At 43.0% G+C, this 14467-nt stretch carries 12 protein-coding genes and 3 tRNA genes; 12 read left to right on the top strand and 3 right to left on the bottom strand.

Annotation, left to right across the window (positions count from 1 at the left end; genetic code table 11):
• A complete protein-coding gene (nhaR, locus tag BUA59_RS15620; RefSeq protein ID WP_072840616.1) occupies positions 1–897 on the bottom strand; it encodes a transcriptional activator NhaR in 897 nt (298 codons plus the stop codon).
• A 125-nt stretch (positions 898–1022) separates the two neighbouring features.
• On the opposite strand from nhaR, the gene BUA59_RS15615 reads away from it, so the two are divergent.
• Entirely contained in the window at positions 1023–1436 is a 414-nt protein-coding gene (locus BUA59_RS15615; RefSeq protein WP_072840615.1) for an HPF/RaiA family ribosome-associated protein, read from the top strand.
• 210 nt (positions 1437–1646) lie between these two features.
• Here BUA59_RS15615 and BUA59_RS15610 read toward each other — a convergent pair whose 3' ends face one another.
• Positions 1647–2096, bottom strand: coding sequence for a regulatory protein RecX (locus tag BUA59_RS15610; RefSeq protein ID WP_072840614.1), 450 nt, complete (start codon positions 2094–2096; stop codon positions 1647–1649).
• 197 nt (positions 2097–2293) lie between these two features.
• On the opposite strand from BUA59_RS15610, the gene BUA59_RS15605 reads away from it, so the two are divergent.
• The 8 genes from BUA59_RS15605 (at position 2294) to BUA59_RS15570 (ending at position 9574) form a co-directional block, all read left to right on the top strand.
• Entirely contained in the window at positions 2294–3547 is a 1254-nt protein-coding gene (locus tag BUA59_RS15605; protein ID WP_072840613.1) for a D-amino acid dehydrogenase, read from the top strand.
• Positions 3548–3577: 30 nt separating this feature from the next.
• Positions 3578–4675, top strand: coding sequence for an alanine racemase (gene alr, locus BUA59_RS15600; protein ID WP_072840612.1), 1098 nt, complete (start codon positions 3578–3580; stop codon positions 4673–4675).
• 225 nt (positions 4676–4900) lie between these two features.
• A complete protein-coding gene (gene alaS / locus BUA59_RS15595) occupies positions 4901–7519 on the top strand; it encodes an alanine--tRNA ligase (protein WP_072840611.1) in 2619 nt (872 codons plus the stop codon).
• A gap of 60 nt (positions 7520–7579) precedes the next feature.
• The gene (locus tag BUA59_RS15590; RefSeq protein WP_072840610.1) at positions 7580–8821 is read left to right on the top strand and encodes an aspartate kinase; all 1242 of its coding nucleotides are present in this window, start codon (positions 7580–7582) and stop codon (positions 8819–8821) included.
• A gap of 145 nt (positions 8822–8966) precedes the next feature.
• Positions 8967–9155: a carbon storage regulator CsrA gene (gene csrA / locus BUA59_RS15585; protein ID WP_072840609.1), complete on the top strand. Its 189-nt coding sequence runs from the start codon at positions 8967–8969 to the stop codon at positions 9153–9155.
• Between the two features lie 58 nt (positions 9156–9213).
• Positions 9214–9303: transfer RNA gene (locus BUA59_RS15580), tRNA-Ser, on the top strand.
• A 58-nt stretch (positions 9304–9361) separates the two neighbouring features.
• Positions 9362–9438 (top strand) — tRNA-Arg (locus tag BUA59_RS15575).
• A 59-nt stretch (positions 9439–9497) separates the two neighbouring features.
• Positions 9498–9574: transfer RNA gene (locus BUA59_RS15570), tRNA-Arg, on the top strand.
• A 68-nt stretch (positions 9575–9642) separates the two neighbouring features.
• Here the strand turns inward: BUA59_RS15570 and BUA59_RS15565 are convergent.
• Positions 9643–10656: a tRNA dihydrouridine synthase gene (locus BUA59_RS15565; RefSeq protein ID WP_084122477.1), complete on the bottom strand. Its 1014-nt coding sequence runs from the start codon at positions 10654–10656 to the stop codon at positions 9643–9645.
• A gap of 149 nt (positions 10657–10805) precedes the next feature.
• Between BUA59_RS15565 and BUA59_RS15560 the strand changes: the two genes are divergently transcribed.
• The 3 genes from BUA59_RS15560 to BUA59_RS15550 are packed head-to-tail and all read left to right on the top strand — an operon-like array spanning position 10806 to position 14087.
• Positions 10806–11057, top strand: coding sequence for an OadG family protein (locus BUA59_RS15560; RefSeq protein ID WP_072840608.1), 252 nt, complete (start codon positions 10806–10808; stop codon positions 11055–11057).
• A gap of 41 nt (positions 11058–11098) precedes the next feature.
• On the top strand, positions 11099–12895 hold the full coding sequence (gene oadA / locus BUA59_RS15555) for a sodium-extruding oxaloacetate decarboxylase subunit alpha (RefSeq protein ID WP_072840607.1): 1797 nt from the start codon (positions 11099–11101) through the stop codon (positions 12893–12895).
• 19 nt (positions 12896–12914) lie between these two features.
• On the top strand, positions 12915–14087 hold the full coding sequence (locus BUA59_RS15550) for a sodium ion-translocating decarboxylase subunit beta (RefSeq protein ID WP_072840606.1): 1173 nt from the start codon (positions 12915–12917) through the stop codon (positions 14085–14087).
• Positions 14088–14467: the final 380 nt, after the last annotated feature.

Genomic DNA, 14467 nt, shown 5'->3' with positions numbered 1-14467 from the left:
TTACTTATGTTTTAGCCAGCCTTTCGCCGCGTCAGTAATGGCAACAAGAGCGGGGTTGGAAAGGCGTTGTTCGGTGGCAATAGCGAAGAACTGCTCGCGTATTTCTTCCGTGCTACCTATGACTTCGACTTGAAACTGCTGCGCTACTTCATTAGCAATGGCTGATGGCACGATAAAGACGCCAGCACCTCCTTGACCGAAGGTTTTCATTAATGCTCTGTCGTCAAACTCTCCCATGATTTTTGGATGAATATGATGTTTTTCTAGCCATTGTAAGAGCTGGATTTGTATCAAAGATTGATCACTAGGAATTAGAAACGGCGTGCCTATAAGGTTCTTAGGAAAGTCTATATGACCTTTTTTAATTAGGTTTGGCGCTGCCATAAAAGATGTGCCACATTCACCTAAGAAGTGATTAAAACCACGCACACCCAAGTGTTGTGGAATTGGGCCATCGGCGATAATAAGATCCAATTTATGCAACGCCAATTCGCCCAATAAATCTTCTAAGCTGTTTTCTTTGCAGACAAGTCGTATCGGATCTTCTAACTCCATAGCTGGAGCCAATAGCCGATAAGCAATAGATTTTGGTATCGAATCCGCTATGCCGACGCGCAGTAATTGTGTTCTATCAGTCGACGCGATACGCACAGATTGTTCCAGCTCACTGCCCAAAGTAAAAATCTCATCCGCGTAACTCAGTACCATGCGGCCAGTATCGGTCAGTTCTAGGTTACGTCCAACCTTGTTAAAAAGATCTTTGCCCAATTGTTCTTCCAGTAAGCTGATCTGTCCACTGATAGTCTGAGGCGTAATATGCAAGTGTTCACTGGCTTTTGTAATGCTGCCTTGCTTAGCCGCCATCCAAAAATAATGCAAATGTTTGAAATTGATCATAATTCACCGACACTTCGAAAAAAGCTGACTATTTACATAAATAATTCGATTATATCTTATGGGTTTTTGTGAGTAAGTTGAAGTTTCCAACATAACTTACTCATTCATGAGTAAAGGAGAACAAGATGAGAATCAAGGTACAAGCACGTCGTCTAGCTCTTACTAAAAGTTTAAAAGCCTATGTGAAGCGCCGTCTTAATTTTGCATTGAATTCCCGTTATGACAATATTCAACGAGTGACCGTGACGCTTACCGACGTGAACGGTCCTAAGGGTGGTGAAGATAAACACTGCCAAGTATTGGTCAAAATTAATGGCCAAAAAGAAGTAGTAATTAGTGAGCAGCAAGCCGATATGTATTCCGCTATAGACAGTGCGGCTAGCCGCACGAGTCGAACCGTGACACGACGTATTGAGCGACTACAACACAAAGCCACGCGATTAAAAGCTGCTTTCCATAAAATGAGACCGCAGAAGAAAATGCCTCGCGACATCTATGAAGAATACGAAAACGAATATGGCTACTATCAGCATGCCTGAGTGACAGCTAGAAAGCTTTAGACTAGATAATCGAAACTCCCACTTTAGGCGAACCAATTTATAAGGTTCGCCTTTTTTGTTTTTTTTAGTTAGTGACATTGATGTCTTTGGGGGCGCTGATGACCTAATCTAAGAGCTTAAATAGGGCGGCGAGTTATAATATAAAGTTAATCAAATACAGGGTTGAATAGCTTGGTTCCGGAAGTTGTATTAGTCTTGCGAAGATACTGCGTATTTAATTTGTTCAAAGTCAAATCCACGGTATTGAAGGTAGCGTGATTGTTTGGCTTTCTCTTTGAAGTCGGTACTGATTTCCTCTCCGAATCTTCTTTCCTTGAGTTGCTTTGCTAACTCAAACCAATCTGCATTTGCTTCTGATAGAGCTGTTTTTGCTAACTCGCTATTGATGCCTTTTTGTATTAGTTCTTGCTGAATCCGGCTTGCTCCAAGTGGTTTGCTTAGTCGGCTCCTTACAAATATTTCAGCAAAGCGCTCGTCGTTGAGATAGTTCATTTCTTCAAGGCGTTCAATTGTTGCACTGATCTCTTCTTCCTCGTGCCCTCTCGTTTTTAATTTGGTGGCTAGCTCTTTTTTGCTGTGCTCTCTGTGACTCAGCAGTGACAAGGCTTGGTCGAATATTGATGTCTGATGCTCTTTCATGTCTGTATCTCTGCTTATCTTGGCTGAGAGGTTATTTTATCAGCTGAATGGGGTTTTTACATTTCGTTTTTAATTAACTGTATTTTTTATATTTTTTGGTTTTTTATTCTTTATTAATTGTTTAAATAAGATGATAAAACTGCAAATCTTATGTGATTATGGGTGATGTGACTTTTATATTTATTTGAGGTTTTTCTATGCGTGTTTGCGTGTTGGGTGCGGGTGTTGTTGGTTTGACTTCAGCCTATTATTTGGCGAAAAAAGGCTTTGAGGTGACAGTGATTGATCGTCAAGAAGGTGTGGCTCTTGAGACTAGTTTTGCTAACGCAGGGCAAATTTCACCTGGCTATTCTGCACCTTGGGCAGCGCCAGGCATTCCACTTAAGGCTATTAAATGGCTAATGCAAAAACACGCGCCATTAAAAGTTAGTGCTGATCCTGAGCTTAAAAAATTAGCTTGGATGGGCAAAATGTTGGCGAACTGTAATGAAAAAGCCTACGACGTGAATAAGTCTCGTATGGTGGCATTGGCGGAATACAGCCGTGACCAGTTCATTGCGATGCGTAAAGATATTGGTATTAAGTACGATGATGGGCAAGGTGGTTTGACTCAGTTATTTCGTAAGGATGAGCAAGTTGAAGCGTCTGAAAAAGATATCAAGGTGCTAAAAGCCTTAAATGTCCCGCATCAAGTGTTAACGCCAGCGCAAATATTAGAAGTTGAGCCTGGACTTGCTCCGGTAATTGATAAGTTTAAAGGTGGACTTCGTCTGGTCGGAGATGAAACAGGAGATTGTTTTGTTTTTTGCCAAGAGTTGAAGAAACACTGTGATGAATTAGGCGTTAAATTTAAATTTGGCGTAGCGATTGATCGCTTGGTCGTAGAAGGTGGTAAAATACGCGCCGTTAAAACCGATCAGGGTGACTTCGAGTTTGATAATGTCTTGGTGTCCATGGGGAGTTATTCAAAAGAGTTACTAAAAGCGATCGATATTTCTATTCCTGTTTACCCTGTGAAAGGTTATTCCTTAACTGTGCCAATTACGGATGCGCAATTTGCTCCTATTTCTACGGTGATGGATGAAACCTACAAAGTTGCAGTGACTCGACTAGGTGGTCGTATTCGTGCCGCAGGCACTGCAGAGTTGAATGGCTATAATCTTGATTTGCCAAAAGTGCGCACAGAAACTATTACGCATGTTGTTCATGACTTGTTTAATCAGGGTTGTGAGTTGTCCCAAGCGGACTACTGGACAGGACTTCGTCCAATGACACCAGATGGCACGCCTGTTGTTGGGCGTACAGGTATTGATGGTTTGTATTTGAATACCGGTCATGGAACATTAGGTTGGACGATGAGTTGTGGCTCTGCGGCAGTGATCGCTGACATTATGTCTGGCGATAAAACGGATATCGATTCGCAGGACCTTTCCGTACAACGTTATAAGTAATACAACGCTTTAAAAGTTTAAGGGGCGAAAATGGCAAGGCCACTCACGGCAACGGTAGATTTGGAAGCGATCCTACAAAACTACCGTTATGCAAAAAAGTTACAGCCAACTTGTAAGGCGTTTGCTGTTGTTAAAAGCAATGCGTACGGACATGGTGCGGTTGAAGTATCGCGTTATTTAGATAAAGAAGTAGATGCTTTTGCAGTGGCAGCGATTGAAGAAGCAATTGCTTTACGAGAAGCAGGCATTGTTTCTCCTATCTTGTTGTTGGAAGGTGTATTTGAAGGTGAGGAGTGGGCGCTATGCGAGAAGCATGGTTTTTGGTCTGCTCTAGAAAATGCTCAGCAACTGGATGAACTACAAGCTAGCCATGCCAAAATTGAAAAGGTTTTCCTGAAGCTAGATTCAGGCATGCATCGTCTTGGGGTTGATAAAGAAACCGCGCCAGTGTTTGTTTCGGCGTTAAAAGACAGTGGCCAAGTGGGTGAGGTCGTTTTAATGACGCATTTTTCTTGTGCGGATGATTTGTCAGATTTAACGACTATGCAGCAGTTGGCTTATTTTGAACAAGCGCGTCAGTCGATTGGTGACATTGAAGCCAGCGTGGCGAACTCTGCGGCAATTATGAAGTGGAGTGTGCCTGAAGGTGGTTGGATTCGTCCGGGTATCATGTTGTATGGGATTTCTCCTTTTGCTGAAGTGAGCGGTCGAGCAGTGGGCTTGCGCCCAGCGATGACCTTGTCGTCCAAGGTGATTTCAACACGCAAACTTAAGCAAGGTGACAAAGTCGGTTATGGTCTTGGGTATGTCGCTGTAGAAGATCACGTATTGGCGACGGTTGCTGTGGGCTATGGCGATGGCTATCCTCGTCACGCAGTAAATGGTACCCCGTTGCAAATCGATGGAAAGCCCGCTTGCCTAGCAGGTCGTGTGTCCATGGATATGATTACGGTGCGTATGCAAGACTTTGCCGCTGAGCCTGCAATGGGTCAAGAGGTAGTGCTTTGGGGTGGCGATGTGCCCGTCGAAGAAGTCGCTGATTACGCTGGTACTATTGGTTATGAGCTAGTGACCAGAATGACCGCGCGACCTCATTATCGTTATATTCGCGGTGAAGGTTCTCAGTAATGCCTTTCTAGAAATATCAAGCAAAAGTAGGTTTACATCCGTAAATTCTACTTTTGCTTAAGTTATGCACAAAATAAGCTTTAAATTACTGCGGTTTCTTTTGAAAACACCTATCCTTTGCGTGTACTATTTTGTGCTTTTCGTTGCATCGAGTCGGCACGTACTAATCTGCCATTCACGCAATCCAATTCGTCCAGAAAAATAGAGATAGAGACTCATCCCATTATGAAGAGTTCTGAGTTACGCCAGTCATTTTTATCGTACTTTGAAAGTAAGCAGCATCAGATCGTGGAATCCAGTTCATTGGTTCCTGGAAATGATCCTACATTGCTGTTCACCAACGCTGGTATGGTCCAGTTTAAAGATGTGTTTTTGGGAGAGGATCTTCGCCCATACTCACGAGCAACGACGTCTCAGCGTTGTGTTCGAGCGGGTGGTAAACACAATGACTTAGAAAACGTCGGTTATACCGCGCGTCACCATACGTTCTTTGAAATGTTGGGTAACTTCAGCTTTGGTGATTACTTCAAAAAAGACGCGATTCATTATGCGTGGGAATTTCTAACGGTTGTATTGAAATTACCAACAGAAAAGCTGTTGGTAACAGTTTACGCAGACGATGATGAAGCGTTTGATATTTGGAACAAAGATATCGGTCTTCCTGCAGAAAAAATCATCCGTATTGGTGATAACAAAGGCGGTCGTTACCAGTCTGATAATTTCTGGGCGATGGGTGATACAGGTCCTTGTGGTCCTTGTTCTGAAGTGTTTTATGATCATGGTGAGCATATTTGGGGTGGGCCTCCAGGTTCACCTGAAGAAGACGGCGACCGTTTCATTGAAATCTGGAACGTTGTTTTTATGCAATTTAATCGTTCTGCTGATGGCACTATGGCGCCATTGCCTAAGCCTTCTGTTGATACTGGAATGGGCTTGGAGCGTATCGCGGCGATTTTGCAGGGCGTTCATAGTAATTACGAAATCGATTTGTTCCAAAATCTGATTAAAGCAGCGGCACAAGTGGTTGGTACTCAAGATCTGAGTGCGCAGTCTCTTCGAGTTATTGCTGACCACATCCGTTCTTGTTCCTTCATGATTGTTGATGGCGTGATTCCATCAAATGAAGGTCGTGGTTATGTCTTGCGTCGTATTATTCGTCGAGCGATTCGTCACGGCAATAAGCTAGGTCAAAAAGGTGTGTTCTTCCATAAATTGGTGGAAGCTCTTGATGCCGAAATGGGGGAAGCTTACCCAGAGTTAACAAAATTAAAAGAGCGAGTTGCTTCTATTCTATTGAAAGAAGAAGAGCAGTTTGCCAAAACCCTTGATCAAGGGATGAAGATTCTTGAAGAAGCGATCTCTGAACTAGGTGACCAAAAGGTTATTCCTGGTGAGACTGTTTTCAAACTTTACGACACTTATGGTTTTCCTGCGGACTTAACCAACGATGTTGCGCGTGAAAATGATCTAGAAATAGATGAGGCTGGATTTGAAGTGGCGATGGACGCACAGCGTGCTCGCGCTCGCTCAGCCAGTAACTTTTCTATGGATATGTCGAGCGGCGTTAAATTGGACTCTGTTACAGAATTTACTGGTTACGAGAATCTAAACGCTACGTGTGAAGTTGAAATGATCCTCGTTGATGGTACTTCAGTTAAAGCTATCGAAGCAGGTCAAGTTGCGGCAGTGATTTTGAAATCTACTCCTTTTTATGCGGAATCTGGTGGTCAGGTTGGCGATCAAGGTTGGTTACGTGGTGCCGGTGCTTTCAAAGTATCTAGCACAACTAAACAAGCTAAAGCACATCTGCATTACGGTGAGCTAAAAGAAGGTCGTTTGGCGGTTGGTGATCAGGTGACTGGCGAAGTGGATCGCACTTTGCGCATGGCGACTACATTGAACCACTCTGCTACTCACTTAATGCACGAAGCACTACGTCGTATTTTGGGTGATCATGTTTCGCAAAAAGGCTCTTTGGTAAATTCTGAGCGTTTACGCTTTGACTTCTCGCATTTTGAAGGCGTTACGGCGATAGAAATCGAGCAAATTGAAGACATGGTTAACGAACAGATTCGCTTAAACCGTCCGGTAGAAACAGATATCATGGATGTTGAATCTGCTAAAGCGAAAGGCGCTATGGCGCTGTTTGGCGAGAAATACGACAGCGAAGTGCGTGTATTGACGATGGGTGCCGATTACTCGATTGAGTTGTGTGGTGGTACTCATGTTAGTCGTACCGGCGATATTGGTTTCTTTAAAATCATTACTGAAAGCGGTATTGCTGCTGGCGTTCGTCGTATTGAAGCGGTTACAGGCAAAGTTGCAATAGATACGACTCGCCAGACTGAGTCGGTTCTTGATGGGATTGCTAGCCTTGTCAAAGGTAATAAAGACAGCGTGTTAGACAAGGTTGTTGCCTTGAATGATCAAGCGCGCAGTTTGCAAAAAGAATTGGATGTATTGAAAGGTAAAATGGCAGCTTTAGCTGGCGCTGATTTGGCTTCTCAGGCGGTAGATATCAATGGCGGTAAGTTGTTGGTTGCTCAGGTTGAAGTAGAAGATCCAAAAGCGTTACGTGATTTACTAGATGAGCTGAAAAGCAAGCTAGAATCAGCAGTCATTTTATTGGCTGCGGTTAATGATGGCAAAGTAAGTTTGATTGCTGGCGTAACCAAAGAATTGACTAAAAACGTGAAGGCTGGGGATCTGATTAAAATGATTGCGCCTTATGTTGATGGTAAAGGTGGTGGTCGTCCAGATATGGCTCAAGCTGGTGGTAACAATCCAGATGGCTTATCTGCAGCTCTTGAGTCAGTGCCTGGTTGGGTAGCTGAAAGAGTTTAAATTGAATCATTCCTTAAGAGCTTTGATTTCGGCTTTTTTGATTTAAATAGTGGAAAAATTATGGCGTTGTTAGTTCAAAAATACGGCGGCACCTCGGTAGGCACAATAGAGCGTATCGAGGCAGTTGCAGATCGAGTGTTAAAGCATAAGCAACAAGGCGATGACATAGTGGTTGTGGTTTCAGCCATGAGTGGTGAAACCAATAGGCTGATTGCTCTTGCTAAAAGCATCAATGCTTCACCAAGTGCGCGTGAAATGGATGTGCTTTTGTCGACCGGAGAGCAAGTTACTATTGCTCTTTTGTCTATGGCGTTGATGAAGCGTGGTCTTGATGCTCGTTCTTATACTGGCTCTCAGATTCGTATTACTACTGACAGCGCTCATGGTAAAGCTCGAATTCAAAAAATTGATACCGAAGCAATGCGCGCAGATTTAGACGCTGGACGAGTGATTGTGGCTGCTGGTTTCCAGGGAGCGGATGAGTTAGGCAACATTACGACATTAGGTCGAGGTGGCTCTGATACCACTGGTGTTGCGCTTGCTGCCGCTTTGAAGGCAGATGAGTGTCAAATCTATACCGATGTGGATGGTGTTTATACGACGGATCCTCGTGTTGTAGATAGTGCTCGACGTTTGGATAAAATTACTTTCGAGGAAATGCTAGAAATGGCTAGCCTTGGCTCGAAGGTGTTACAAATCCGTTCCGTAGAGTTTGCTGGTAAATATCAAGTGCCACTTAGGGTGCTGTCCAGTTTTGTTGAAGGTGAAGGTACGTTGATTACAACTGAGGGGAGTAAGGGTATGGAGCAGCCAGCGGTTTCTGGAATTGCGTTCAATAGAGATGAAGCAAAATTAACATTGAAAGGAGTTCCTGATATTCCAGGTATTGCTTCTCGTATTCTTGGTCCTATTAGTGATGCCAATATTGAAGTAGACATGATTGTTCAAAACGTATCAGTGGATGGTACAACAGACTTTACCTTTACCGTGCATCGCAATGAATATGATCAAGCTTTGTCTACCTTGAATGTCATCGCGAAAGAGCTTGGAGCGAGTGCTGTGCTTTCTGATGCCAAGATTGCTAAGGTGTCTATTGTCGGTGTGGGTATGCGCTCTCATGCGGGTGTAGCCAGTACCATGTTTAAAGCTTTGGCAGCAGAGTCTATTAATATTCAGTTGATTTCTACTTCTGAAATAAAAGTGTCTGTCATTATTGACGAGAAATACATGGAGCTGGCAGTTCGTGCACTGCATTCCGCTTTTAAATTGAATGAAACGGCATCAGGTGTTCGAGAAGCTTAACAATTGGATACATAAAACCCTGTAGTTATGGATGGTTTAATTTTTATTGAGAGGCTACAATTAGCTTTGTAGGAATTGCCCTACAAGATTTGTCGGGCAATTCATCTTAATAAATAGTTAAAAGCAATTACAGGGAGATATTCTTATGCTTATTCTTACTCGTCGTGTTGGTGAAACTTTAATGGTTGGTGATGAAGTTTCTGTCACTGTATTAGGTGTAAAAGGAAATCAGGTACGCATTGGTATAAATGCACCTAAAGATGTGTCTGTTCACCGTGAAGAGATTTATCTTCGTATTCAGAAAGAACAAGACGAACAAATTTCTGAAGATTAATTTCTAAAAAAGCCTTTACAAGACAAATGTGTCGTATATAATGCGCCCCACTTGTTACGGAGAGTTGGCCGAGTGGCCGAAGGCGCGCCCCTGCTAAGGGTGTATGGGTTAACACTCATCGAGGGTTCGAATCCCTCACTCTCCGCCATTTCAAGTTTGTCTTTTGAGAGTTTACTCTCTGAGCAAAAAGGCAGGAATTTTGTTTTGCACCAGTAGCTCAGCTGGATAGAGTACTCGGCTACGAACCGAGCGGTCAGAGGTTCGAATCCTCTCTGGTGCACCATTCCTAAAAAAAGTATTTTAGAAGCTATTCTCTAAATATTGTTAGTAGAGATTTGTTTTGCACCAGTAGCTCAGCTGGATAGAGTACTCGGCTACGAACCGAGCGGTCAGAGGTTCGAATCCTCTCTGGTGCACCACTTCTAGTTATCCTCTAAGATTTTTTATACTCCTTAAGTTAATTTATAAACTCCTTATTTTTAATCTCTTATTGTATTTTTGTTATTATGCTTTCGAATGTTTGTGTTAGCTCATTCACGCTTTTGCAGCGTCGTAATGTCTGAAGGTTTTCTTTAACTTCCGCAAAACCAAACCGTAAGTGTCCACACCATTGTTTCAATCTGCCAAGTGTAGCGACTTCGTCATAATATTCTTGTAGTTCGGTGCTATAGCCTGCAAAGAGTTTGTTTAGAGTCGTCAAGTCTATTGTATTATTTTGTCCGTTTAGCTCAGCTCTTATTTGTTGAAATACAAATGGGTTGTTAAGTGAGCCACGTCCAATCATGAAGTGCTTGCATCCTGTAATGGATTGGCAGCGTAAGAGTGATTCTGTATCTGTAATGTCTCCATTGGCGACGACAATCATGCTTGTCTTATCTTTAATTTCGCCTATTTTTTCCCATCTTGCTGGTGGTTTATAACCATCTTTTTTAGTGCGCCCATGTATCGTGAGAGTGTCAACACCAGCGGCCTCAATGGCGGCTACGTTATCAAATAGTAATGCTTCATCTTCGAAACCTAAGCGAATTTTCGCTGATACAGGAATTTCGTTCGGCAGTATGTTTCGGATTGCGCTCATGATGTCATAAAGTGCATCAGGGGTTTGTAATAAAACAGAGCCGCCACCGTGACCATTTACGCGTTTTGCTGGGCAGCCAAAATTTACATCGATGTGAGTGGCTCCGGCTTTAGTTGCATTCAAGGCGCTTTCCGCCATAAGTTCTGCGTTACTACCTAGTAGTTGAGTGTGAACTGGATGGTTATGTATTGTTCTTGCTTTGTTAGTGTTTTCTGGAGCAAGGCGTTTGAATGTTGTTGCGGGAATGGGGTACTGAGTGACTCGGATGAATTCCGTAACTAAGTAGTCCATGCCGCCAATTTGCGACAGTAATGCTCTCATTGTGTGATCCATGACACCTTCCATCGGTGCGACGGCCAGTACAATGCTATTGTTATTCGTTGAAGTTTTTAGGGTGGTGGCTGTTTTTAGGGAATTGTTCACGAAATAAGTCTAACTGTTATGCAATAAAAATATGAAACTGTTCTGGTTTGTGGTAAAAAACTAACTATCAAAAATAAACAGCGCTCTTGGGTGTGCATCTGATCACATTAGATCTGTACAAACAAGACGAGAAAAAAGGTAACGATACTATGAATGGGTTGCTAGAAGATGGTGTGGGGTTGATGGTGTTAGGGATGGGCTTTGTATTCCTGTTTCTAGTGGTGTTAATTTTTGCGACAGGTTACATGTCGCGGCTACTAAATTATTTGTTTCCTGAAGTACCTGTTGCCGTAGCGTCAAAGCCTGCTTCTAAAAATCTTCCTTCTTCTGGTGTGGATGCGCAAATGACAGCGGTTATTACTGCTGCTGTTCATCAACACAGAAACAGTAAAAAATCTTAATTTTCTAATACTAACTCTTCTAATTTCTTTGAGGCTGAAACATGACAACAACAAAGCAACCTCTTGGCATTACTGATGTCGTTTTACGTGATGCTCATCAATCCTTGTTTGCAACGCGTATGCGCATTGACGATATGCTTCCAATCGCAGAAAAACTTGATCAAGTCGGCTTTTGGTCGCTTGAATCTTGGGGCGGTGCGACATTTGATTCTTGTATTCGCTTTATTGGAGAGGATCCTTGGGAGCGTATTCGTGAATTAAAAAAAGCTATGCCAAAAACGCCTCAGCAGATGTTGTTGCGTGGGCAGAATTTGCTTGGCTACCGTCATTATGCTGACGATGTTGTGAATAAGTTTGTTGAACGTGCTGCCTTTAATGGTGTAGATGTTTTTCGAATCTTTGATGCGATGAATGATCCGCGCAATTTGGAGACGGCGATTAAAGCAGTTAAGCAGCAAGGTAAGCATGCTCAAGGGACGATTTCTTATACTAAGAGCCGAGTTCATACCACTAAGAACTGGGTGGATTATGCAAAAACGCTTGAAGATATGGGGGCGGACTCCATCGCTATTAAGGATATGTCTGGCATTTTGACTCCATATGATGCCTTTGAATTAGTTAGTTTGTTGAAAGCTCAGACTCAGCTGGAGGTGCAATTGCATGCGCACGCTACGTCTGGTTTGTCGGATATGACGATTTTGAAAGCTGTTGAGGCTGGAATAGATCGAGTTGATACAGCTATTTCTTCTATGTCGATGACTTATGGTCATAGTGCGACAGAATCTGTGGTTGCTGCGCTGCAGGGTACAGATAGAGATACAGGTTTAGATTTAGAATTATTAGAAGAGATTGCGGCTTATTTTCGTGAAGTTAGAAAGAAATATGCGAAATTCGAGGGCTCCCTTCGAGGTACAGACTCCCGCATATTGATTGCTCAAGTGCCTGGCGGCATGTTGACTAATATGGAAAGTCAGCTTAAAGAGCAAGGTGCAGCAGATAAGTTTGACGAAGTGTTAAAAGAGATTCCAAAAGTTCGTGAAGACTTGGGGTTGATTCCACTTGTCACGCCTACTTCTCAGATTGTTGGTACTCAGGCGGTTTTGAACGTCCTTACTGGTGAGCGATATAAGTCTATTTCAAAAGAAACAGCAGGTATTTTGAAGGGTGAGTATGGTGCGGCTCCTGCTGAATTTAATAAAGAGTTGCAAGCGCGAGTTCTAGATGGGGCGGAGGCGATCACTTGTCGACCAGCTGACTTATTGTCACCTGAAATGAATAAACTGACTGAAGAGTTGCTTGGTCTTTCAAAAGAAAAAAATATTCAGTTGTCTGATGATCAGATTGATGACGTTTTAACTTATGCCTTGTTCCCTCAGATTGGTCTTAAGTTCTTGCAAAATCGTGGTGATGCAAGTGCTTTTGAACCAACGCCGACGCTTGATGATATTGTTGATAGTAAGCCTGCTGCAAGTGCATCTTCTAATGAAGCGAGTGTCTATACCGTTTTAGTTTCTGGACAGAGTTTTGTTGTTCAGGTATCTGAAGGTGGCGATGTTAGTAATATTCAGCCAGTAGCTAATGTTCCAAGTGCTCCAGCTCAGGCAGCTTCAGTTCCTGCTGCGTCATCTGGTGAAGATGTTCCTTCTCCGTTAGCGGGTAATATCTTCAAAGTGCTTGTGTCTCCAGGTCAGCAAGTTGAAGAAGGTGATACTGTGATGATTCTTGAGGCAATGAAGATGGAGACAGAAATATCTGCGCCTAGACCCGGTGTCGTTGGTTCCATTAATGTAAAAGAAGGTGACTCCGTGCAAGTTGGTCAGTCACTTCTTACTTTGTAGTTGAAGGAATCAATCGAAAATGGAAAACAAATTATTAAATCTTTATCACGACACAGGGATTTACCAGCTGGAGCTTGGTCAGTTTGTGATGATCTGTGTTGGTTTGCTGTTGGTTTATCTGGCAATCAAAAAAGGTTTTGAACCACTTCTGCTTTTACCTATTGGTATTGGTGCGGTTCTAGTCAATATTCCTGGTGCCGGTTTTATGGCTGCACCGGTTTATGATGCAGCTGGTCACATGGTTTCTCCGGGTGGTCTTCAATACTATATTTATCATGGTGGTATTGAGACGGGGTTGTTTCCATTGATTATCTTTATGGGTGTTGGGGCTATGACGGACTTTGGTCCTATGCTTGCTAACCCAAAAACATTACTGCTTGGGGCTGCTGCTCAGTTTGGTATCTTTGCCACGGTTATTGGGGCTGTTTTATTAAGTGCGTCCGGCATTATGGATTTCTCATTAGCGGATGCTGCAGCAATTGGTATCATTGGTGGCGCAGACGGCCCGACGGCTATCTTCGTTGCTAGTAGATTAGCGCCTGATTTGCTTGGTGCGATTGCTGTGGCGGCTTATTCCTATATGGCGTTAGTGCCACTTATTCAGCCGCCAATCATGCGAGCGCTAACAACTAAAGAAGAGCGTTCGATTAAGATGGAGCAGCTTAGGCCTGTTACTAAGAAAGAGAAAATTGTCTTTCCAATTGTAGTGACTATTTTGGTTGCGATGTTTTTGCCATCTGCAGCGCCCCTGCTTGGAATGTTCTGCTTTGGGAACTTGATGCGTGAATGTGGTGTTGTAGACCGTTTAAGTGATACGTCTCAAAATGCTTTGATTAACATCGTAACTATCTTCTTGGGTTTAGGTGTCGGTTCAAAGTTAAGTTCAGAGGCTTTCTTGAATTTAGAAACGCTAGGGATTTTGAGCTTAGGCTTGATTGCATTTTCTATCGGTACGGCTGCTGGTGTATTGATGGCGAAGTTGATGAATAGATTCTCTAAAGATGCCATTAACCCATTGATTGGTGCTGCTGGTGTGTCGGCCGTTCCTATGGCTGCGCGCGTGGCGAATAAGGTTGGTCTTGAAGCGAACAAGCAAAACTTCTTATTAATGCATGCGATGGGTCCTAATGTTGCGGGTGTTATAGGTTCTGCTGTGGCGGCTGGTGTAATGCTGAGTTACGTCGGTGGTTAGTGTTTAATTGCCAGTTTTCAAAAAGACACTTCGGTGTCTTTTTGTTTATCTCTGGCTTGTTGAGTTTAATTTAAATTAATTAAAAGAAATTTTAAAAAGAGCTTGCGCTAAAACTTCTAGGCTGTATTATACGCCTCCACTGACACGGACAACGACGCAAACAAGAGTTTGCTACTTACTTAGGTAAGGGAGTTGAACGCAGAATCAGACGCTCTTTAAAATAGATAATCAGATAATTTGTGTGGGCGCTCGCTGGAGGCTTCAGAAGATCATCGCAGACCGGTTTTACCGAGATGTAGTTGATCAAAAAAATTGAAGTCTTGCGAAACGTCTAACACGTCAATTCGCTTTATGTTGGCTTGTTGTTCTTCGGGATGATG

Origin of the sequence: Marinomonas polaris DSM 16579, from assembly GCF_900129155.1 — a bacterium.
GTDB lineage: Bacteria > Pseudomonadota > Gammaproteobacteria > Pseudomonadales > Marinomonadaceae > Marinomonas > Marinomonas polaris.
Note: the sequence above shows the minus strand (reverse complement) of the source record. Positions and strands in the feature narration are given on the sequence as shown.